This window comes from Neglectibacter sp. CSJ-5, assembly GCF_032490475.1.
Lineage (GTDB): Bacteria > Bacillota > Clostridia > Oscillospirales > Acutalibacteraceae > Hominenteromicrobium > Hominenteromicrobium mulieris.
The window spans coordinates 486,425-508,639 of record NZ_JAVYJC010000002.1 but is presented as its reverse complement, the minus strand read 5'-3'; the positions used below and the strand labels follow the sequence as shown (position 1 = coordinate 508,639).

Genomic DNA, 22,215 nt, shown 5'->3' with positions numbered 1-22,215 from the left:
CCTTAAAGATATTACTGGAAAATTTGTTCGTAGTCTTCTTTTTGACCGAGCGCTCGTTTAAGCCTGCGCTGCATACGTCTCTGCTTTCGGTCGGTAGTGGCAGTGGCAGACTGTTGATCTCGCAGCGTTTGGCGGCGCAAAGCGTTGCCTATCGTATTGAGTAGGCGAGCAGCAAAGCTGAGGTTCTGTTGCTGCTGTTGCTTTTCGGCGTATTCTGCTGCACGCTGCTCTTGACGGATACGCTGCATCTCCATGACTTCTAAGCGTTGCTGTGCATAAATGCTGCCGCGTTCAGCCGCGACTGTATACCAGTGCACGGCGGTTTCATGGTCTGCATCGCATCCGAGTCCGTAGCGATACATAGTTGCGAGGCGCACGGCTTGTTGTGCTGTTGCCGATGTAGGACGATGTTCTTCAGCATATAGCATACCGACGCGTGCTGCCGCATAGTGTGCGTAAATCTCCGTTGCATCTCCGTCGATACGCTGCATGAGTTGACCGAGCTTATATTCGGTTTCCGGTGTTTTCAGTGCGGCCTTGTAGTGGTCTATTGCAAGTGAAAGATCTTCGGGCACGCCAAGACCGTATTCATACATGCGTGCAAGGCGCAAGTGAATATGGTTTTCGGGATGATCGTCTTTTAGCCAGATTTCAGCGGCAGTTTTGTAGAGCTTTTGCATATCGGTTAAAGGCAGCTGCTCGTTATTCTGCATCTGCGCTATGGCGTAAGAGGATTCGGCAGTTAAATAATCATTTGCGTTTAAGCACTTACGGTAAAGTGTTTCGGCGGTTTCGACATTCGGCGTAAAGCCTTGCCCGTGTTCAATCATTTTTGCGAGTGCAAATTGGCAATAGGGGTTTTCAGTATTGGCCATATACCAACCGGCGGCACGTTCATAATCCGGTTTGTCGGCAGGGGAGAGCTTACCGTGGAAATACAAATTGCCGAGATAATAGGCGGCGTGCTTATACCCACTTCTATAAGCAAACTCAAAATAAGCTGCTGCTTTATGCGGATCAGTCGCGACTTGCAGTGCGGGAAGATCGTCCGACTCTATGCCGTCTATGTTTGCGATTTCAATGCCGGTTGTGTAAATACGGCCGAGGAAATAAGCGGCTCTGCTAATGGCGCACTGCTGCTTCTTTTCTTCAGCTTCCAGTGGCCCAAAATCGGCAATGGCATCTGCATAGGTGTTGCCAGCCGAGATTGCTTGAAGCTGCATGGCGTTGACGCTATCTAACAGGGTATCTTCAAACCCGAGTTTGGCTTTTAGCAAATAATAGTTACCGAGTTCAACGTCTTGATCTTCGCCCTTTTGCAAATAATACTGCGCTAACTGATAGGCGGCTTCGGTGTGACCGAGCTGCTCCGCAAGGTTGTACCACAGGATAGCGTCTTGCGGACATTTTTCATCGTAACGCAGGTACTGGGCATACCGGTATTTTTCTTCGGCTGTTCCGTCATACGGCGGCGAAGAACTTTGAACTTTCATGTTATCCCTCCAACTGCTTATGTCATTGGTTTTCCATGTCGCTTTGAACGGTTCATTCATTTGTGCATTTTCAGGCTCATCCAACGCATCAGAATAAGAAAAACCGGAAGTACTTCCGGTTTTTGCAGATGAATTTTCAGTTTTGGGAGTCAATGGGGGTGAAGGTTCGAACTGCAAGGCATACTGTACGACGAGATTTTTCAAAGGATACAAGTTGCTGCGCGTGGTCGCGGCAGATAAGGGCTTAGGCTCGTCCGGCATCTTATAATAAGCTTCGAGCTGCTGTTGATACTTGTTGTACTCTGTAAGCAGCTCTTTGATCTCCGGAACTTCACTAATCTCATCGAGCAGTTTATCTACCATAGCTTTAGTGTCTTTTGGCAGATATTTATACACATGCCGACCGGATGCACTTTCAATGGACTTGCGTAACGCTGCAAGCTTTTCCGGCAAGAGTAGATCGGTAACGGCAGCATTGCTGTTATGCTCGAGCTGTGTGAACAAGGTCTCCAATCGGTCTTCAAGCTGTTGACGTGCTTCTTCACGTGGGGCAAAAATCTGATGGCGTTCTTCAGCGAAAATCTCCGAAACGAATTCAGATTTCAACTGCTCGATGGCATCTTCGGAAAGGTATATGCGGGATTTTTGTTCAGTGCTGTACGCAATAAAGTGTGCGTGCGGGTGATGCTTTGTGTTGTGCACGGCAGCAACCCAGTGCAGCTTAGAGGTCGGCACACGCAGCGCTTGGGCGATTTTGTCCGCCTTAATGGCGAACAACTGAGACCAGGCATCCTGTCGGTCATACCCGAGGCGGTCGGCATCTTCGCGCCGTAAAGAGAAGACCATGCTGTAAATATTGCCGGTATGTGCGGCAATAGCCTCCTTTTCGGCAGCGAGGTCAGCTGCACCGTTTACGGTAAAGAGTCCGTGCACTTTGCCTTCGTTATGGACGACGCCCGGACGCTCTGCAATGTAGTTGAGCATGATTTCAAGCGTTTCGGGGTCGGCAGCATTAGCGAGACCGACTTCGAGTGCATGAGAGAGTACTTCGCTTGCGTTTTCACGCGTAGGGGAGGCCTTGTAGTCGCTGTATTCCGGTGTTTGACGGATGGCCGGTACTTTGTTTACAAACTCCTGTATGCGTTCTCGCTGAGCACGTGTGGCCGGGGCCGAGGGCTTAACGTCACCTTCTGCTGTCATGCCGTAGACATATTGTGCGGCACGTGAGATCAGAGCGCTGGCGTTTGCGGCGCTGCGGTCTTCGTCGTAGGCTTTGAATTCGCGCGAAAGCTCAAGGTCAGGGGATACCTCAAGAAATTGATTTATAGCTTCGCGCTGTGCTTCTGTGGCACTCACTTCCTTATAATGCTCATCGTAGTTATAAATGACGGATTCACGCGTCGCAATGTAGTTCACCAGTCCGGCTGCGGCTTCGGCGACAAAGGCGTACTTTGTGGCTTTCTCACCGGTCTGGGCGATATGAAAGTATCTTGCGTTTAGAATAAGACGTGCTCCGTCCATAGGCATTCATCTCCTTGTATAGAAATAAAAAGGGCGATTTTGCCGAGGATTCGATACAAAAAGCGGAAGTACTTCCGCTTTTTAGCGTCCACCGGCGTTACCGAACTGTGCAGATTTGTGCTCTGGGGCACGGACGGAGAGGTGATAGCGCTCCGCACCGCATTTATAGAGGCAATGTCCTCGGTTCGGTGTCTGGATGATCTCATATTCCCACGGCTGCACGTTTATTGTGCGCTGAAACTCCGAAATATCGCAGTTTGCACCGGGGTGAAACAGAAAGCTGTGGGTCGGAATAGACATGAGCGGTTTTGTGTATGTGATAACGCTCGGGTTCAGAAGATCTTCCACGTTTTGCGAACCGATGCAAACGCCGGATTCCTTCTTTCTGCCACGCTTCATGAAGCTGTTGATGTAGGTGATTGCCAGACGGTTTTTCACGAACTCGTGAAGCTCATCGACAAAGAGGTCGCAGCTGCCTTCGGTCAGGAATTTGTGGCTCATATAGGAGAAGATATTCAGGAACATAGCGTTCTTCAGATTGTCGTTTGTGGTGAGTGCATCTTTGACGCAGAAATCGATAAAGTTTGAATTTGGTATGTTGGTGTGCCCGTTAAAGTATCGAGACATAGCGCCGATGCAAATACCGCGCAGGCCGAGACCGACGGATTTGAGCATTTCGAGGCTGTACATAACGGGATGACCGGCTTTAGCGGCAAGTGCGGCTTCTTCATCATAGCTTTCGAGCTTTTCTTCGATGATGCGGTAGAGGTCGCTCAAAATCGGGTAATCCTCAGAGGTCAGCTTTGTGAAGTCCGTGCGGGGTGTGATGCCGCGACGTTTATAGGTTTCCTCTAACATGATCTCGATGATGTCGAGCTGCGCACTGGAAAAGTCCTGATAAACGGAAAAGAAGTCTCGCAGATAGGCGATGTGCTGCGATAGGCGATTTTGCTTTTTAAAGGCTTCCGGGGAATCATCAAATTCATTGATTTCCTGCGTCGGGTCAACCCATGTTTTCGGCTCGAGCACGTTGATGTAGTATTTGCTGTCCATCATATCCAGATACGTACCGCCGAGGTTTTTAACCAACTCTCCATATTCGTTGTCCGGGTCGAGGATATATACTTTTTTGCCCGCCATGATGACGTTTGTGATGATGAGCTTCATCAAGTAGGATTTACCCTCGCCGGAGTTGCCGAGGATTAGGATATGTCCGTTGGTTTTGTCTTCGGCGCGCCGGTCAAAATCTACAATGATGTTGCTGCCGTTCTGGTCACGGCCGATGTAAAATCCATTTTTGTCATTCTTGCCGGAGTAGGAGAAAGGAAACAGGTTTGCAACGCTGCTTGCTGGGAAAACACGCTCAAATTCTGTGCCGAAAGCGTTTTTGCCGTTGGGCTTAACGCTTTCAAAGCCTTGAAGCTGCCGTAGGTATAGCTTATCCACTAAGATTTTATGGTGCGTCAGAATGCTTTGCGTTTCGATCTGCTTCGATTGTAAACGCTCGAGGCTGTCTGCAATCAGTTCAATGAAAACGGCGCAGTACACAAAAGTTTCTTTCGTGCGCTGTGTTTCGCGGATCATGCGGGAAAGCGTAGTAAGCTGCTCATCGGCTTCAATCTGTTCATGCAGCTTGTAGGATGAGCGTTTTTGCATATTTGTGCGGTTTTGGGCACGGTGAAAGATTTCATCGCGCTCTACGGTCGGCATATGACGTGTGTAGATATGCAGCGTTATACCGTCAGATTCACCGAGCTCGCGCAGCAAAGCAATTTCCGGTGAATCTTTTTCAACGGTTTCTGCGTATGAACGGATCGCCCAAACGCAGCGATACGTATTGCCGAGAATGTAATACCCCGGCGAACGTCTGAAGGAGACTACAGAGGGCGCGATTAAATCTTTGTAGGATTTGACTTTGCCTGCTTCAATTTCCTCCGGTGTAGGCATTTCAGCCTTTTTCTTAAACAGTGGCATTGTTGACCTCCATATATTGCATTCCGTCAAAATCGGGAACATGCTCTGTGTAAATGTCTCCAACGTAGTAAATAGCAAGCAGACGCTTGAAGCTGTCTTTTGTTGCGATGCGAGCATGAAACTGGTGTTCGCGGATGAGATTAAGGGTTTGCATAATGCTGCGCCGAGCGTCATCCAGACGATCTGCACGGTGACGCAGGATCATTGCAAACTCGCGGCTTGTGCTCATCGCGATGTTGATTTCATCCAGATAAGCGATTTCTTGCAAGCAGAGCTGCTTTACCATGGGGGATTCGGTGGTTTCTGCGAGATGTCGGTAGTAACGCTTGTTATCCTCGTAATTTTGCGCTGAGGACATGCACAGCATTTGCAGCTCGGCAACATCTGAAAGGATATTTTGAAGGTTGCGAATTTTTGCAAGCACCTCACTGCGGCCAAGAACAGAGATGTTGTCCGGCCGCAGCATGATGTAGGTGTACAGCATACCGTCTTCACCTTCAATGGCTACCGCACCGTTATCTCCGATTTGGAGAGGTACAAATTGTTTCAGATTCAGCAGTTGTTGCGTTGCCGATTCCTTTTTGTCGTTTTTCTTGTTTGATTTCATTTTTTGCTCCAATTTAATATTTAGGCTCGCCCCAGAAGTACTCGAGCTGGTCTAAAAACAGATAGTTGATATATCTCTGTATGACTTTAAGCAGTGATTGATTATCGGTTGTAAAAGTCAACACCATATACAGCAGGGTTATCAACAGCGGAACCCAGACAAAAGAGAAGAAAAAGATAAGGGTAGAGAGCACAAGCCCCACTGCGATGATAACAAGGTTTATACCCGTCCAACCGAAAAACAATGCCTTTTCACTGAGATTTTCCGGGTAGAAAAAATAGTTTTGATCGTCGTTCATATGTTTTCTCCTTATGCGAATTGCTTGACCAACGACACCACGGAGGAGACGTTGTGTGCAGCGTTGCCGAGTGAGACCCTTGCGGAAGTATCGAGACCGAACATTTGCGCAATGCGCGGTACTTCGGCAGCAACAAGCAGCAGGCCGAGCGAAAAATACAGGCTTGAGGAGGCTGCATCCTGCATCATGATAATGGCGAGCAGATAGAGCAGGTTTTGCACAAAAGCAGTAAAGCACAAAGCTGCAACCTGTTTGCACCAACTTCCGAAGCCGTCGGTATATCCGCGTGCAAGCGCAAGCATGTGCATTGATCCTACACAAATTTGCACGAGAAGGATACCGCCGCGTTTGAGGTTGGAAAAGAAAATCTTGAAGATTGCCCACACAAGAATGATAAGCTGAATAAGCGCCCACCAGTCGGCATTTGAGGAAAGTACGGCATCGGCGGGATCGGTGGCTTGGAAGCCGTCTGTAAGCTTTTTGAGGAATTCCCAAATTCCGTTTGCGATTTTAACCGGTGGCAGTGTGCCATAAACAGATTTAAACATACTTTGCACAGCGCCTTTGACCAAATCGGTTATGCCGACGGTTGCGCCGTCCATTGATCCGACGACCACGCTGCGCACCGTGCCGTAAATATCCATGCTTGTTTGAAACAGCAAAATAGGAATACTTGAAAAAGTGAGCAGGGCGACTAAAAGTCGCAGCATGTTCATACCGGTTCCGGCAAAGCTGCCGCCTCCACCGGTCTGATAGGAAACGGCAAAGTCCATTATAGCAATGGCTGCGCCGGTCAATCCCAGCCCCCAAGCAAACAGGGTAAAGAAATTCACAATAGCTTGTATGAATTCGTTGCTGAAGAAGTTGATGGATAGTCCGTTTACATCATCGAGCATAGTGAGGGCAACAGAGGTGAGCTGATAGTACACATAGTGATAAATTTCCTCGAGCGATGAGCTTGCAAACATAGGTCATCACCACCCAATGACGCTCCACATCCACGAGGGCGCGGAAACAACAACCACAAGGCAAATAAACAGAACGAGCAGTACGTTCCATTGAATTTCTCCGCCGTTATGACGATAGTCTCTCCACACGAAAACGCCTTTCACGACGAACGCGATGATGAGCACGCCGGAGATAATATACATGATAATATTTCCAATAGCTTTCATTTCCGGCTTAACATTGTTGTTAAAAGCACTTTCGAGTGCACCTGAGATTGTGGCGACGGTGGATGCCGGTAAATGTGAAATAGCGAGAAAATAGAGCTGATTTAAGATGTTCATAAAGTTACCTCTTTTCTTAATTTACGTTGACGGTGCAGCTTGCGGATTGACCGGTGCTGCGGCTATACACGGTGATGGTGGCCGAGCCTGTGCTTACGGCCGTGATGGTGACGCCGGAAGTATCGGAACCTGAGAGAGAGACAACAGCGGAGTTGCTGCACACCCACTGCGCGCCCATGCTGTAAAAATCACTAGGTGCTGCGGCAATGTTGATGCGCCAGCTGTCTCCGGGCAAAATATCGATGCTGTATGTATCAAGCGAGATATTTTGCACCTCCGGGACGGGAGTGGGTTCCGGCGTTGCCTCAATGACCTGCGGTCGAGGCGTAGGCGTGACCTTTGGCGTTGGTTTTGGCGTTGTTTTGGGTTCTTCAGCAGTGTTTTGATTGCCTGCTTGCGAACCCGATGGCCGACTTTCAGTCGAAAAACCGGAAGTACTTCCGGTTTTTGACGATTCTGCCGGTGCAGAAGTAGGTGTCGACGTCGGTGTTGGAGCCGAAGTAGGTGTTGGCGATGGGGTAGGAGATGGTGTTGGCGTCGGCACTTCCTCACGCAAGACGATTGTAACGGGATCAGCTGACGGTTCATTGGAAGAAGCTTCTTGTCCTTCATTTTTAAATAGAGCTGATACCGGCGAACGCCCGGTGCGATTGACATCGACGACCTGCCATACAATACCACCGGCGACCAACACGATAAGCAGCGTGCCGATCACGGCGAGTTTTTTTCTTTTTTGCATTTGCTCATCCTTTCTTTTGAATTTACAGGTTGCCCCGCCGGGGTTGCGACCGGTCTTCCTGCATTAAAAAAACCTGCTATCCGGCAATAGTAGGCTTTTTCGCTCTGCATGGGCTTCTTAAATAATCAAAAACCTAAAAAGTAAAAAAGTAATTCAATCAATAAAACTGCTCCTATCAAAGTAATAACAGCCATTGGTGTTATACTTACTTGTAATTCTATTGTAAAATCTAAAACAAAGATTAAGAACAGTATGATTGAAACAATAAATAGAATCGCTCCGACCTTTGCGTCAAAGTAAAAAATCGTTAAAAAAGAATAAAGAACTATGTGCGGCAAAATATCTGCACTTGCAAGTTCTAAAGCCATTATCCATATTGGTGAAATATTCTTATAATTCGGTTGTTTTAGCAAATTTTTGTATTCTCGTTGAAGTTCAAAAATAAATTGAAAAATCATAAGCAACAAATGTATAAACGGCCATAAAGTTAGAAGCCATGCAACCACATTTCCGCAGTGTGCCGATATAAATTCAAAAAACTCTTTTGATACCATGGGGTTCCTTCCTTTAAAACTAAATTAGCAGGCCCTGCCGGGGTAGCGACCGGTCTTCCTGCATTAAAAAAACCTGCTATCCGGCGATAGTAGGCTTTTTCGCTCTGCATGGGTAAAATTGAATTGAAGACAAATCAAATCTGGTATAGAGCACTTGGGGTGATTTGTGTATTCTATGTGCATCGTTGTTTGAATTTATTTTAGTAATTCCCGAATCATTAGAATGAAAGTTATGAGTGTTCCGAGCGCGCAGATTATAGCTCCTAATAAGTAGATGAAAATACTGTTGCTGGTTGGAGTGTGAGTGAAGATTTTATAAATGTTGAATATGAGGCAAGATAGGTTTATAATAAATAGGCCAATATGGAACAGCTTTGCGTATATAAATAATTTGTGCATGGTACAATTCCTTTGGTGACTAAATAGTGTTAATACAAAATATTAAAAGAATAGGAGATAAACACGTGAAGCAGAGTAAAACTAAAAACAAATTATCTGTAATGCTTATTGCTGTTTTTGTAATTTCAATTACTAGTGTTTTATCTGTTTTGGCTATTCGTCATTTTACGCTACATCCAATCAGCCGGAACTTCACGGAAGAAAGCCAACACTATATAGGGAGATTTATAATTCCGGCAGTCGACATTGATGTTGGTCTCTATGAGTTTGAGCTTATTACCCAAGAGAATGCTAATGAAATGAAAAATGCAATGGATGAAGATGATGTTGCTGTCAAGTTTTGGGGTTCGTCAAAGGGCGGCTGGTTTATTGGAGATCACAATTATCAAGGCTTCAAGACATTGAAAGAATGCGTAATAGGTGATATAGCATATATTGACTTGAAGGATGGAATCCAACAAAAATATCAAGTAGTTGAGAAATTTAGAGGCGAAAACTCTGGAACTGAATTAACAAAGAATGGGGAACTTATTGCGAAAAATAATTCTGGTGGAGTTATTGTTTATACTTGTGTGAGTGTTTGGAATCAAGGCGAAGTATGGATCGTTCTTTTGCAGCCGGTGAATTCTTGATTTTTATAATCTTAATGGCGGATACAACAGCAGCTATTGCACATATTGCAATTATGGCTGCGCAGACTAATTCAAATTTGAGATGGCGGAGCTGCGATTCCGGGTCAAGCGGAAGCAAAAATTGAGTTTCTTGATTTTCTTCAGAGCAACTGATAGTCGAGTCAATATTTGTGCTTGAGGTATCGGTATCAGCGGCCATAACAGGTGTGCGTAAAGAAATTAGTAAAATTAGTAGCATTATGATAGCTTTTATTTGCTTACTCATAAAGTAGATGTACCTCCTCATTAACATTGCACATAGAGCGCTCGGGATGGTCCGGGCGCTCTTGCTTTTTGCAATGCTATTCAAAATTTATTTTCTCTTTTTGCGGCGAACCAGAAGTACGGTAGTCAAACCTAAAGCAGAACCGGCAAAAGCAATGTAGGGAAGAACACTGCGGCTGCTGCCGGTCTTCGGGCGGTTAGGAACAGGGCTATTAGGGAAGTCCTTGCCCGGGATCGTTTCAAACGTCACGGTCTGGCCGTCTTCTGTGATAGAGAACGGGTAGTAGATCGTATCGCGCACGAAGTTTGCCGGAGCCTGTGCTTCGTAAATCAGGTATTTTCCGTAAACAAGGTCGGAGAGGGAATAGAAGCCGGTTTCTATTTCATCCATACGGCCGATGAGCGTATCTACACCCTCTGTGTAGCGGCCATCACCGTCTGCATCGCGGTAGATTTCAAATACTGCACCGGAAAGCTTGTGCTGCGGGTTGGTAGCATCCACCTTTGTGGTGGTAACAGTGCCTTCGATTGGCTTGTTCGGGAAATCTTTGCCGGGAACAGTCTCAAAGTTTACGATTTGCCCGTCTTCTTTAATCTCAAACGGATAGTAGATGTTGTCCTGTACGAAGCCCTCAGGAGCCTTGTCCTCGTGTAGGAAGAATTTTCCGTAAGGGAGGGAATCCAGCGTATAAACGCCGGTGTCGCCTTCCTGAAGCGTGCCAACAAGCTTATCGGTCTTAGCGTTGAAGATGCCGTCACCGTCTGCATCAGAGTAAACGCCGAACGTCGCACCGGAGATTTTATCTGTCGGGTCGTCTGCGTTTACCTTGGTGGTCATAATGGAGCCATGCAGCGGCAGAATCTTCACCGTCTGACCCTCATCTTCGATGTCTGCATGTACTGCAATTTCAATACCGTCGCGATAAAGCTTTTCAAAAACTACGACCTCAGTTTCGGCTGTCAGCTCACGCGCGTCGAAAGTAAACGTCATCTCAACTTCGCCGGTGGTAGCTTTTGGCGTAAAGGTAGCTTCTGCCGTGATTTCTTTACCATCGATGAGCAGCTTATCGTTCGTGGCTTTGTTCATCAGCACACCGGTAAGCTTATATTCTTTACCGGGGGTCAAATCCTTATAGCTCACAACATCGGTAATCGTGATCTTATCCGCTGTAATTTCCTTTTTGCCGTCTGCTGTTGCCTTTGTTCCGATTTCAGGATTCTTAATCTTTACCGTCTGCCCTTCATCGTTGATGTCCGCATGGGTAGCAAGCAGCACGTTCTCACGGTATAAATCCTCGAACACGACGATCTCTTTGCCATGCAAGCCCGTTGCATCAAAGATAAAGGTAACGTCTATGCTGCCATTCTTTGTTTCTGCGATAAAGGTAGTTTCAGCGGTGATCTCTTTCCCATTCACAAGTAATTTTTCACCGGTTTCTTTATCCATCAGTACGCCGGTTACTTTGTACTCTTTACCGGGAGCAAGGCCAGTGTATGATACCGTATCGGTCAGCGTAACTTTATCGAGCGGATCAACTTCTTTTTCTCCCTCAACGGTGGCCTTCGTACCGATTTCAATCGGCACATTGTGGAAGCTTACAGAAGCAATTTCGCCTTCGCTGAGTTCTACGATCTGCGGGTCAGGCAACTGATAGCCGTAGGTTTTCTCTGTATCGAGTTCTTCCACGCGGTACTGATACTTGGTTGCGCCGTCTTTGTCCGCGTAAATCGGGAGTGTTTCGGTAAGGATTTCGCCTGCGGCATTCGTTACATACTCTGCGGAATAGTTATCCTCAAGGCGCGTCACGCGGAACTTGATGCCCTCGATTACGCCATCCTCGGAAGTCTTTACGATTTTGAGCTGTGCATTTTTCTGTACGTTGACAAGATCATAGCTGTAAACCTTGCCATCCTCGGAGATTGAAACATCAAAATCGGCTACAAGCTGACGGCCGTTGCCGCCCTTTGTTTGATGCACGACGTATGTGCCGTAAGGTAAATCCTTTGTGGTTGCCATGCCATCCGCGCCGGTGGTGATATGGTTGCGCTCGGTCTCTTTGGCTGCATCGAAGCTGCCCGCAGATTTGAGGTAAACGTCAAACTCTGCGCCCTGCTCATCAGCAAGTTTGTCGAGCGTTTCGTACTGCTTGTGCAGCGCAATTTTGCCCTTGAAGACATCTTCCGTAAAGTCTTTCGGTTCGAGTTCATAAACATCACCGGTACCGAGCGTTGTGATGTTGTACGTATGCACAGTCGGATCGAGCTTGTAGCCTATCGGTGCAGTAATTTCCTGAACCGTGATTTGGCCGAGGGGGATTTTATTTAATCCTGTAACGCCCTTGCTGTTAGTGGTAATATCTTTACAAACCATTTGGCCATCGACCAAATAGCTTACACGGTATACTGCTCCGGCCAAAGAAGCATTACCTGAAGCCTGATCCGAATCCGTCTCGCTGTCTTTCTTATGAACAGATAATACGATTGTGCCCGGGTCATCCACAACATTTAGCGTTGTTTCTCCCGTGACGGTGAATTTATGGGTTTTGCTGTCTGCACAGTAGCCCTTCGGCGCTACGGCTTCAAAAGTTACATAGTCGTTCGGAGAGAGCTTTTTACTAAGTTCAGCATGACCGTTTGCGTCTGTGGTAAAGGTCGCATACGGCTCATAATCCCAATACGGATAATCCGGAGTATTGACATATTCATAAACATAGTACACCGCACCTTCGAGGCTGTAATTGGGGTTGCCGTTAGTAGTCGTCAAATCAGCACTTGTTTTGTTGAGCGTGATTGTATACGAAGGCTTTTCGCCTTTGATTTTGATGTACGCCATGATCTGCGTTGTGCCTGGGCAGGTCGCTTGGTGCTGAATATTGGCCTGCTGGTCTCTGTCCTCCCAAACGGCGATGCTGTTTTTATCGCCGACGGTGTAGCCTGCACCGATAATTGTGGTCTCTTGCTCCGGCAGCGTGCTCATAGATATTGTCAGCGTATTGCCGTTACGGGAAATATCAAAGCCTGCTTTTTGAAAATCAAATAAATCCAGCACGCCGTTGGTATCGGTAACGGTGGCCGTATATTTGCCATTCACAAGCTGCAAAGCGATTTCCTGTGCATCGCTGCCGTCGCTGTTTTTTCCTGCAAACGACGGGACGATTTCCGACCGCAAAAGACGATCTTTTAACTCCGCATAATAGCTGCGCACAACAGAACCGTTATACGCCAGATTTGCCATGCGCTCAACATCGTTATCGATGCCGGAACCCCAAGACCAGTTTGTACCGTCTACGGTAATATAGCCTTCGGACGCCAGCCAAACAAGATGCTGTGTGACCATCATCTTGGCGGTTTCGGCGCTGTACCAACCGTTATTGCCGTCCTGCAAAGCGTTTGTGTCGTTAAAACCATAAGCCACGATGCGGCGCATAGCTTCAGTCATGCCATAATTGTCTCTTTGCACGTATGCTCCGTTGTTCACACGACCCTTACCGTGCTGCAAACAGTAGGCCGGATAGCTTGTGCCATTGAACAGGATATCGTAGAGCGGGTATTGACCGAGATCATACAAATAGTTAGAACTGAAATTACCGTTGATGCCTACCGTGCGGTAACGCGTAACCGCCTCATCGCCGAGCGCTAATAGACTGATTCCATCCTCGGGGTTTGGCGTAGGGGAGGCAGTGGGTTCAGCCGTTGCTTCCGGCTCTGCACTGACCTCCGATTTAGTCGGTTCCTCTGTTATCTCCGGTGTGGGTTCTGCTGTCGGTTCGGCAGAGGGCTTTGCGCTTGCCTCCGGCGTCGCGGTCGGTTCTGCCGTGATTTCCGGTTTAGGTTCTACATCTGGCTCCGTGCCCGGTGCAGCTTCTTCAACGACTGTTTCGACTGTAACCGGTGCAACTGCCTCATCGGCAAGAGCGCTCATCGGCACGGTACTGAAAATCAGCAACGTTGCAAGCAGACACGCAAGTGACTTTTTGAGTTTCTTTTTCATGTTTTTGCTTCCTTTCAAAGATTTTGCTATATGAAAAAAGCCGCATCGCAGGGATACGGCTTGAATTTGAGTATTAAAAAAGCACTCAATTATAAAATCAAGTGCTTTCAGTCTGCAATATTCACTTTATTTTCTCCTATCTATATTCCCAGTGTCCGACTTCTTCTTGGGCAGGTATGTCCACGACCCAAAATTTATTTCCTGTATATTCTTTATAAGGTTCTCCGCCAACCATCGTATAGCTACCGCAAGTGTAATTCCCCTCAAAGCATTCTGTAAGATTGTGATCTGCCGCTCCGTCTTCAGTGTCAAATATCTGCCCACATCCATTGCATTGATACACCCATACACTTCTTGATATATACTCATCTTCCCAGTGTCCGACTTCTTCTTTGGCAGGCACATCCACGACCCAAACCTTTTCTTTGGGCTTCGGCGTCGCGGTGGGAACCGCCGTTGGTGCTGCGGTAGGAGCTGCCGTAGGCTTAGCTGTCGGAGCTGCGGTGGGTGCAGCTGTCGGCTTCGCAGTCGGTGCGGGTGCAGGTCTGGCCGCACTGCCGGAAGGCTTGCTGTTGGAAGTATTGGAGCTGCTCGGCTTTGCGGTTGCTGCCGGTTTCGGTGTAGCCGTAGCAGAGGGCTTCACAGCGGTGCTGCTTTCGTTTTTGCTCTCCGGCTTCGGCGTTGCGGTAGGCTTAGCCGTTGCCGCAGCACCGGCAGAGGGAGTAGCCGTAGGCTTCGCCGATGCACTCGGCTTGGCGCTGCTTGCGGCCGTGGAGCTTGTGTTCGAAACCGGCTTGCTGCTCACTGCACTGGATGCAGAGCTTTCAACGCCGGTATCCGCTGTACTGTTGCCCGCACACGCCGCCATGGTAAGCATCAATGCTGCTGTCATTAAAATAGCTGTGATTTTCTTTTTCATGTAAATCAGCTCCTCAGTTAAATTATAGCGCGAGACTTTCTTCAAATCAAGTATGCAAAAAGCAGGTGCTGAATTATCGGCACCTGCTTACGCTGCGTATGGGAGATATTTTATTTTACATTGCGGTGCTTACGATAAATAATAACGCTCATAGCCGCTGCGGAGATCATCAGGATCATGATTGCAGCATAAACGACCGTGTTGTCACTGCCGGTTTTCGGCATGGAAGATGCCGGTGTAGGCGTTGCAGTGGGTGCTGCCGTAGGCGTTGCTGTAGGAACCGCTGTGGGTGTTGCCGTAGGTGCTGCCGTAGGTGCTGCTGTAGGTGTTGCAGTGGGTGCTGCCGTAGGTGCGGGAGTACCAGAAGGCTCCGGCGTCGCAGTCGGCTCTTCTGTCGGTGCCGGTGTTGCTGTGCTCTCGGGCTTTTCTTCCGGCTCTCCGTCGGACGTGTATACATAGGTCTTTTTATCTTCGATGATGGAAGCATTGAAGCTATCGGACAGCACTTCGCCGTCTTCGCCGATCTCACGCACGGTATATGTGCCGTAAGGGAGAAGCTTCGTAAGTGCCGTGCCATTCTCATCGACGGTTACGATGTCACGCTCGGTTTCTTTTGCATTGTCGTAGCTTCCGGCGGATGCAAGGTAAACCTCGAATTTGCGATCCTGTGCATCAAGCGTATCGAGCGACAGCAGCGCAATGTCAGACTGCGTTTTTATAGCAATCTGACCTTTGATAACTTCATCTCTGAGACTGAAATTGTCAAGAACAAAAGGTTCTTCATTACCGCCGACTGTGATATTATACGTGTGTACAATCGGGTCCAGCTTGTAGCCGGTCGGCGCTGTGATTTCCTGCACACGGATTTGTCCGAAAGGCATATTTTCCACCATAGCAAAACCGGTTTCGTCGGTCGTAATGTCGCTATAGGTTTCACCTGTACCCTGCGGATAGTATACGCGATAAACTGCGCCGCCAAGCGTTGCATCACCGGCTGCTGCGCCGTAATCACGGTCGTTTTTGTAGATTTTCATGGTAATCGAACTGGGCTTTACTGTAGCGGTTAAGAGAACATCCTTATCCGTGATTCCAAAAACGTAATGATTCCGATCGTAGCGATACCCCGTTGCTCTTGTGCGCATAATCGCAACATAATTTCCGCTCGGCAATCCACCAGGAACCTCGCAGTAACCGTTTGCATCTGTAGCTTGCGTTGTTGCGTATGGCTCGTGTTCCCAATACGGATAATTGTCCGGGTCGTCTACATCCTTGTAAATGTCGTACACAGAGCCCTCAAGGCTGTAATACGGATTACCGTTTGTGAAATCCGTTTCTGAGTCAGTCAACTGAATAGCCACTTTGTAACGCGGTTCGTCTGTGGTTTCTCCGTCAGAAGTCTCATCCGCAAATACACCTGTCGGCATAATACCGAAGATCAACAGAACGGCCAGAAGACACGCAAACGCTTTTTTCATCTTCATGATTTTACTTCCTCTCGCTTTGATTTTATTTCAGCTGCATAAAGTGCAACTTTTGTCTGAAATTGAATATATCTTTATCGTTATTTTAATACTATCATAAAATCATTTCAATAACAAGTGATAATTAAATTTTCATTTCTTTTACATGCCGATAAAACGTGCTGCTTGTAAGTCCTGTAAGTCTCTGTGCCTCTACGGCTGTAATTTCGTGAGCACGCCATTTTACACAGACTTGCAGAAACTGTTTCTTGTCGACTTGCACTTTCGGCCGCCCGGTGATCCGACCTTCCTGCATCGCAATGCGGCGCCCTTCTTCAGTACGCTGCCGGATGCAATCGCGCTCAAGCTGCGCTAATGCTCCGAATACGGTCAGCATAAATTGACCTTGCGGGGTAGAGGTGTCGATTGACTCCTTCAGACTTTGGAAAGCAACACCTTTCTTTTGCAGCTCGTCTATAATGGTAAGTAGATCGCGCGTGTTGCGTGCAATTCTGGATATATCCGAACAGACGACTTTATCACCTTCCCGGGCGAAGCTTATCATAGCTTCAAGCTGCGGACGATCTCTGTTTTTGCCGGATGCTTTATCTATGTAGATCTTCTCTGCATGGCAAGCATGTGCATCTCCCAGCTGTCGCGCCTCGTTTTGCTCTGCGGTAGAACACCGGGCATAGAAAATAATCATTGAATACCTCCCTAACCAAAAACGTGCCAAAAGATACCAAATAGTTTTGCTACATTTCAAAACTACAAAAGTATATCTTTTGACACATGAATGTACATTGAATCAAAAGGTATAACTTTTGAAACAGTTCATTCTTGACATTCCCTCACAGGTCGTTTATACTTGTAGATAGAAAGAGTGCTGCCGATGAACGGTTAGCCCTCAGTATAGCTTAAAGAAGTTGAGCCGATACCTTGGCATGGGGCGGCTCACTTCTTTTTATGTTCGCGTTTACGAAATAGTTCGATCAGAGCAATGATGACAAGTGCCAACTGGCACAAATCGCTAAAGTTCAGCTCGAGCTTCATAAGCGTCATCCCTCTCTCCGTACTGGATTGAGGGATATTTTCATATCCAAGAAATGTTCCCTCGTACGGTGCGGAAAATCCGCATCTGAGGGCCAAACCGTCCACCGTTTTATGGCAGCACCCGAACCGCATATTGCAGTTCGTTTTTATTCTACCAGAAATCACCTTATATGGCAATGTTTTTATTCGACACTCACGGCCACCAGTTTGCAGTTTAGCGCGGCTGCTATCCGCAGCAGTGCCCGGAGCTGTACCATGTGCTTTTTCTGCTCCATGAGTGCAACCTCCGTCCACGAAACTCCGGCGGCAGAAGCTAATTCGCGCTGCGATATTTTAAGTGCTTGCCGCTGTAAAATCAGGCTATCAATCAGCTCTATATAAGCGTTTGGCATTCTATCACTTCCTTTCAGAACCGGCAATGTTGCCGGTTTTCTTTTTTTGTCTGCGGCGGATTAGCAAGATCAACAGCAGCAACAGCATCGCCGCAAAGGAAGTTATGAGGCCGATTGCAAGTCCTTCCGCATATTTTTCTATCCACGTGCTGCCCTCCGGCACTGCCTTTTCTTCAACCTCCGCTATGGCTTCTTCGGCCATATCCACCCGGTGGCCGCGCACAAGCAATCTGTGCGTATTCACGCCATACGGTGTGCAGGTGAGCAATGTGACGTAATCTTGCTGCGTATCGATACGGATCAAATCAATGTCTGTGGGCTCCACCACTGCGATGTTATCCACTTCGTAAGCTAATTTCTGGTTGCACACCGTGATGAAGAACATATCTCCAAGCTCAAGCTTATCGAGGTCGGTAAAAAGCTTTGCGCTCGCCATGCCGGAGTGTGCGGAGATCACGGCGTGTGTGCCGATACCGCCTACCGGCAGCGACGTGCCTTCCATGTGACCCGCGCCCTTTTCCATCGCCGTACCGGTCGTGCCGTGGTATATAGGCAGGTCTATGTTAATGGCCGGTATCTCTATGTAGCCCATGATGCCGTTATTGGCAAGGTTCAGAAGATCTTCGTATGGCGGCAGGTCGGCTTTGATTTTATCGATGTTCTCAATTTGCACGGTAGAGATTGTTTTGTTATATTCCTGTGCTGCCGCCAACGCTGCATCGATTTCCGAAGTGTCAATCTGCTGAAGCTTTTCTTCGTATTCCGTCTGTACGAGCGATTGTGTGTGCTCGTTGTTAATTGATGCAATTAACGGGTACGCAGCTGCACCCGCACCGAGCAGGATCACAATTATAAAACAGATAATGATGATGGTGTTTTTGCGTTTGCTCATTTTTTGATCCCTCCAATCTTTTTGGCGACGACGATCAGCCTGCCGTTATCGCTGCTGTATTCGCATGTCGATAGAGTAACTAATTTATCTCCGTATTCAGCATCCATGCCTGTATCATATAAGGCACGCTGCTTACATTCGTTGACGTATGTATTAAAGGTTAATTCGTTGTTTTCTACGTAGTTGTAGTATTGAAAACTGTCTGCTTGATAGGCCGTTGTGATGACGACCGCCATGATCTCATATAGCCCCAGCTCGTCTAATGTGTCAAAACGCACGTATTTGTGTTGCTGAAAGAATTTTCTCTTTTTATAGAGCTCGAGGTCGCTGAACATCCCGCCATCAAGCATGTGGTGGCCGTAAATTATCAAGTTATCGCACGTGCGTATATCGCAGTTTTCCTGCAAATACGGCGTGCCTAAATTGCTGTACTCTTTCTCAAAATTTCGGCGCAAATAATAATTGGGGCTATCCGGCGACTGCATTACCGGGTAATTGATCTCTGTTCCCGGCACGCGTATCCAGCCTACAAAGTCTGAGTTATAACTGTGCAGCTCTCGGTATACATCAAGCAACTGTGCCGCATTGCCGATTTGCTCCAAATCTCCCAACGCACTTTCAGCTGCGTCCACCTTTTCGGCTATGGTTGCAAACATCTCCTTTTGCTCTGCTTTTTGCTGTTGGTTATGGATGAGCAGATACGCGCAAAATCCCGCGACGCACAGCAGTAAAATCGCGATGATGATGGCTATAATCTGCGCACCTTTATGCGTTCGCTTTTGGGGCATGTTTTCACCTTCTTAAAGAAATCTTCTTTATTTTTACTTGATTTTTGCTTTATGTTTGCATATAATATAGTTGAAAGGAGGTATGAATAATGTCTGATATGGTTAATGTAAACTTCAAACTTGATGCTGAAACAAAGCGAGGTATGGAACAAGCTTGCAAAGATATGGGATTATCTTTATCAGCAGCATTTACTGTGTTTGCCAAGAAAGTCAGCCGAGAGAAACGTATCCCGTTTGAACTTTCCGTTGATCCTTTTTACTCGGAAAGCAATATGCGCTACTTGGAAGAAAAGATGGCAGCGTATAAAGCTGGAACACTTAAATTTGCAAAACACGAGTTGATAGAGGATTGATTATGCCAATTAAAGTAATACAATGGGATTTAGATGCTTGGGAAGATTATCTTTACTGGCAATCGCAGGACAAGAAAAATCTTAAAAGGATAAACAAGCTCTTGAAAGATATAAGTCGTAATCCATTTGAAGGCATCGGAAAACCTGAACCTTTAAAAGAAAATCTCACAGGTTTTTGGAGTAGGCGAATTGATGAAGAACATCGACTTGTTTACGCTGTCGAAGATGAGAGAGTTATAATCTTTGCTTGTAGAGGACACTATGATGATTGATTAGAGGACGGGAAACCGTCCTCTTTTCCTTTTCACCCAAAGCCTACACACAGGTTGCAGGCTTTGGGTGGGGCTCAGTGCTGTCACTGAGCCCTCCCTGCGAGGTAAACCTAATTCAAAATTTTGGTGTACTCTTACTTATTTTCCTGCTCTTTTCTTTTCTTGAAAACCAAGAAGAAAATGAATGCGGAAGTACCGAGGCAGAAGACGAGAACGCCGCCGATAGCAAGCGCCCATGTGCCGTTTTCACCGGTCATAGGAGTCTCGAAACCCTTGGTGTTCACGACCTGCAGCGGAGCGATTGCATTGGTGGAACCCGTATCCATCTCATCGTCGAGCATTGTGACGTCGTTACCGTCAACCGTTGCAGATGCAGTCTGATAGTTATGAGCGAGCTGCGTCTGCGGGATGTTCGCGAGCTTATAATCTTCATTGTTCGGGAAGTTGTAGCGCGGGTCGTTCTGGATAACACCAAGCGTATCTTTGCTGTAAATGTCGCATGGGCGGTTTACATCATCGACAGACTTGATCGTTACGTCAATGTTATTTTTGAGCAGCGTGTAGCCGTTGGCCGTTTCGAGCTCTGTCCAGATGTACTGGTCATCCTCGACGCCCTTAAGGATGATCTGTCCGGGCTTGCTATTCCATGTTACCGGATACAGCGCAGTAGCTTCGGCTTCCTTATCCGTGTGGCCGGTGACATACCAGATGCCCTCATCAGCGTTCAGCGTAGCGATAACATAATAACTGTCAGTCTTGTTCTGTGCCTTGAAGAGAACGTGATCGAACATCGTCTGTTCTGCCTTACCATCGCTAAAGGTCTTGGCAACGTTAATCGCGTATGTATAGATATGGCAGTCATCGATGAGCGTGTCAAAATACTTATCGTTAGAGCGCTTCCATGTGAGGACAACATTGTTCTCGTTGCCGGCATCGCCGTAAACAAGGGATTCGTCGGAGTTAAGCTTTGCGTTGTAACGAATACGGAGCGTGTAGTTGCTGTATCCTGCGTACAGAGCGCCGTTCGCGTTATTCGCAGCTGTATTGGCTGTGTTGATCTCTTTGAGACCGGCAGGTGTCATGGCAATCGTCATGGTGTGGGACTTATCGCTGTTTTCGGCTTTTGCAACCGTGAATTTGTTGTCAGCTTCCGTCCACTTTGCAGCAGACTGCGTGCAAGCTGCATCCTTGAAGAATTCGAGCGTTACTTCGCCATTGTAGGAAAGACCACGTGCAAGAACATCCTTAAAGGTATAATCGCTGATATTGGTGGCCGCAGACGTGATCGTCGGCAGCGTGCTGATGATCTGGTATTCCACCGTGTCACCGGCGGATGCGGTTGCATTGTGTGCAAAGCCGTCGGTGATAACATCGGAGGCATTGTTCTTGCCGGTATCGTTCTTGGCTTCACGAACGGTCTTTTCGAGCGTTACAATGCCGGTGGTGTTCTTCGGGTAAATCGTCACGTCGTAGAGCCAGTCGTGACCGCCGGTCGTAATGTTGCCGTTCGTGTCGCCGTTGGTCATACCGCCGTCAACGCTCGTCATCGGCAGGGAGATAAAGCACGGATCCGTGGTGCCCGTTACCATTTCAGGCACTTTGGTTTCAACGAGCAGATAAAGGCCGAGCGGCAAGTCATTTGCCTCGGTCTTACCATCCTCATCGGTCTCCAGCATTTTTGTACCGCCGTTTGCCGCAACGTATGCTTCAAGAGCGTTTTTGGTGGTCGTTGCATTTGCAGTCAGGCTGTCGGACAGCGCCTTAATCAGCACGTCGGACTGATAATACCAGTTTGCATCATCCAGCTTGTTCGCGTTTGCATAGCTGTCTTTGCCGTTTTCAAGGCCGAGTGCTGCGAGCATATCTGCGCCCTTGGTCTTGTCGATGGCATATAGCACTTCAACGTGTTCCGATGTCTGACCGTCATTTGCGGACTCCGTAAACTGGGTTATGTCTGCAACCTTTAAGTACGTGTACTCTACACCCTTAATTGCATAGCCGTTCGAGGTCTGCCCGTTGCCGAGATCGGACGTTGTATCGGTGTCGCCTTTGCGCGTTGCTCCGCCAAGCGTGTCGTTAACGCGCTGGTCGTACTGGCCGGTGGAAACGTAGCTGCCTTCGTTCCACACGCCATCCTTGGCTGCATTCGTAAAATCATACTTATACAGCGTGAGGTTGGCCGTCCTTGAGGTGTCGATCGTAGCATCTGCAATACTTGCCGCAGATGCCGAGATCAGAGAGGTGCAAGCCAGAGCTGCTGCTAAAGCCAAAGCACCAATGCGAGAGATTAACTTGGATTTTGCCATTTCTACTCATTTCCTTTCT

General features: G+C 47.6%; 20 protein-coding genes. 4 read left to right on the top strand and 16 right to left on the bottom strand.

Annotated elements, in window-relative coordinates; all coding sequences use genetic code 11:
- Nucleotides 1–11 precede the first annotated feature (11 nt).
- The 8 genes from mobP3 to R2K26_RS06515 form a co-directional block, all read right to left on the bottom strand.
- Entirely contained in the window at nucleotides 12–2,909 is a 2,898-nt protein-coding gene (gene mobP3, locus R2K26_RS06550; protein WP_316519300.1) for a MobP3 family relaxase, read from the bottom strand.
- A gap of 186 nt (nucleotides 2,910–3,095) precedes the next feature.
- Nucleotides 3,096–4,988, bottom strand: a complete 1,893-nt coding sequence (locus R2K26_RS06545) for an ATP-binding protein (protein ID WP_316519299.1) — start codon at nucleotides 4,986–4,988, stop codon at nucleotides 3,096–3,098.
- Nucleotides 4,975–5,595 (bottom strand): hypothetical protein, encoded by a 621-nt coding sequence (locus R2K26_RS06540; protein ID WP_308449923.1) that lies wholly within the window; start codon nucleotides 5,593–5,595, stop codon nucleotides 4,975–4,977. Before R2K26_RS06540 ends, R2K26_RS06545 begins: the two co-directional genes overlap by 14 nt.
- Nucleotides 5,596–5,608: 13 nt before the next feature.
- Complete coding sequence (locus R2K26_RS06535) at nucleotides 5,609–5,893, bottom strand: hypothetical protein (RefSeq protein ID WP_308449922.1); 285 nt, start codon at nucleotides 5,891–5,893, stop codon at nucleotides 5,609–5,611.
- Nucleotides 5,894–5,904: 11 nt separating this feature from the next.
- The gene (locus R2K26_RS06530) at nucleotides 5,905–6,861 is read right to left on the bottom strand and encodes a conjugal transfer protein TrbL family protein (protein ID WP_316519298.1); all 957 of its coding nucleotides are present in this window, start codon (nucleotides 6,859–6,861) and stop codon (nucleotides 5,905–5,907) included.
- Nucleotides 6,862–6,867: 6 nt separating this feature from the next.
- Nucleotides 6,868–7,182 carry a DUF3852 family protein gene (locus R2K26_RS06525; protein ID WP_177714061.1) on the bottom strand — a complete coding sequence of 105 codons (315 nt, stop codon included), beginning with the start codon at nucleotides 7,180–7,182 and terminating at the stop codon, nucleotides 6,868–6,870.
- A gap of 16 nt (nucleotides 7,183–7,198) precedes the next feature.
- Complete coding sequence (locus R2K26_RS06520; RefSeq protein WP_316519297.1) at nucleotides 7,199–7,921, bottom strand: Ig-like domain-containing protein; 723 nt, start codon at nucleotides 7,919–7,921, stop codon at nucleotides 7,199–7,201.
- Between the two features lie 125 nt (nucleotides 7,922–8,046).
- The gene (locus R2K26_RS06515; RefSeq protein ID WP_316519296.1) at nucleotides 8,047–8,475 is read right to left on the bottom strand and encodes a hypothetical protein; all 429 of its coding nucleotides are present in this window, start codon (nucleotides 8,473–8,475) and stop codon (nucleotides 8,047–8,049) included.
- Between the two features lie 464 nt (nucleotides 8,476–8,939).
- Here R2K26_RS06515 and R2K26_RS06510 point away from each other — a divergent pair, with 464 nt between their 5' ends.
- On the top strand, nucleotides 8,940–9,506 hold the full coding sequence (locus R2K26_RS06510; RefSeq protein WP_316519295.1) for a hypothetical protein: 567 nt from the start codon (nucleotides 8,940–8,942) through the stop codon (nucleotides 9,504–9,506).
- A 352-nt stretch (nucleotides 9,507–9,858) separates the two neighbouring features.
- Here R2K26_RS06510 and R2K26_RS06505 read toward each other — a convergent pair whose 3' ends face one another.
- Nucleotides 9,859–13,761 carry a VaFE repeat-containing surface-anchored protein gene (locus R2K26_RS06505; protein ID WP_316519294.1) on the bottom strand — a complete coding sequence of 1,301 codons (3,903 nt, stop codon included), beginning with the start codon at nucleotides 13,759–13,761 and terminating at the stop codon, nucleotides 9,859–9,861.
- 136 nt (nucleotides 13,762–13,897) lie between these two features.
- Entirely contained in the window at nucleotides 13,898–14,164 is a 267-nt protein-coding gene (locus R2K26_RS06500; protein ID WP_316519293.1) for a hypothetical protein, read from the bottom strand.
- Here R2K26_RS06500 and R2K26_RS06495 point away from each other — a divergent pair.
- Nucleotides 14,154–14,684, top strand: coding sequence for a hypothetical protein (locus R2K26_RS06495; RefSeq protein ID WP_316519292.1), 531 nt, complete (start codon nucleotides 14,154–14,156; stop codon nucleotides 14,682–14,684). The two genes, R2K26_RS06500 and R2K26_RS06495, sit on opposite strands and share 11 nt — an antisense overlap.
- Nucleotides 14,685–14,790: 106 nt before the next feature.
- Here R2K26_RS06495 and R2K26_RS06490 read toward each other — a convergent pair whose 3' ends face one another.
- From R2K26_RS06490 to srtB, 5 genes are all read right to left on the bottom strand, one after another.
- Nucleotides 14,791–16,161: a SpaA isopeptide-forming pilin-related protein gene (locus R2K26_RS06490; RefSeq protein WP_316519291.1), complete on the bottom strand. Its 1,371-nt coding sequence runs from the start codon at nucleotides 16,159–16,161 to the stop codon at nucleotides 14,791–14,793.
- Between the two features lie 124 nt (nucleotides 16,162–16,285).
- Nucleotides 16,286–16,846: a recombinase family protein gene (locus R2K26_RS06485; protein ID WP_316519290.1), complete on the bottom strand. Its 561-nt coding sequence runs from the start codon at nucleotides 16,844–16,846 to the stop codon at nucleotides 16,286–16,288.
- A gap of 529 nt (nucleotides 16,847–17,375) precedes the next feature.
- Nucleotides 17,376–17,585 (bottom strand): helix-turn-helix transcriptional regulator, encoded by a 210-nt coding sequence (locus R2K26_RS06480; protein ID WP_308450017.1) that lies wholly within the window; start codon nucleotides 17,583–17,585, stop codon nucleotides 17,376–17,378.
- Nucleotides 17,586–17,589: 4 nt separating this feature from the next.
- The gene (locus tag R2K26_RS06475; protein WP_316519289.1) at nucleotides 17,590–18,477 is read right to left on the bottom strand and encodes a class C sortase; all 888 of its coding nucleotides are present in this window, start codon (nucleotides 18,475–18,477) and stop codon (nucleotides 17,590–17,592) included.
- Nucleotides 18,474–19,265: a class B sortase gene (gene srtB / locus R2K26_RS06470; protein WP_316519288.1), complete on the bottom strand. Its 792-nt coding sequence runs from the start codon at nucleotides 19,263–19,265 to the stop codon at nucleotides 18,474–18,476. The genes R2K26_RS06475 and srtB overlap by 4 nt, the downstream gene beginning before the upstream one ends.
- A gap of 89 nt (nucleotides 19,266–19,354) precedes the next feature.
- Here srtB and R2K26_RS06465 point away from each other — a divergent pair, with 89 nt between their 5' ends.
- Both R2K26_RS06465 and R2K26_RS06460 read left to right on the top strand, forming a co-directional pair.
- The gene (locus R2K26_RS06465) at nucleotides 19,355–19,618 is read left to right on the top strand and encodes a type II toxin-antitoxin system RelB/DinJ family antitoxin (RefSeq protein ID WP_316519287.1); all 264 of its coding nucleotides are present in this window, start codon (nucleotides 19,355–19,357) and stop codon (nucleotides 19,616–19,618) included.
- Nucleotides 19,619–19,620: 2 nt separating this feature from the next.
- Nucleotides 19,621–19,890, top strand: coding sequence for a Txe/YoeB family addiction module toxin (locus R2K26_RS06460; RefSeq protein WP_316519286.1), 270 nt, complete (start codon nucleotides 19,621–19,623; stop codon nucleotides 19,888–19,890).
- A 134-nt stretch (nucleotides 19,891–20,024) separates the two neighbouring features.
- On the opposite strand, the gene R2K26_RS06455 is transcribed toward R2K26_RS06460, so the two are convergent.
- On the bottom strand, nucleotides 20,025–22,196 hold the full coding sequence (locus R2K26_RS06455) for a SpaH/EbpB family LPXTG-anchored major pilin (protein WP_316519285.1): 2,172 nt from the start codon (nucleotides 22,194–22,196) through the stop codon (nucleotides 20,025–20,027).
- Between the last annotated feature and the right edge of the window lie 19 nt (nucleotides 22,197–22,215).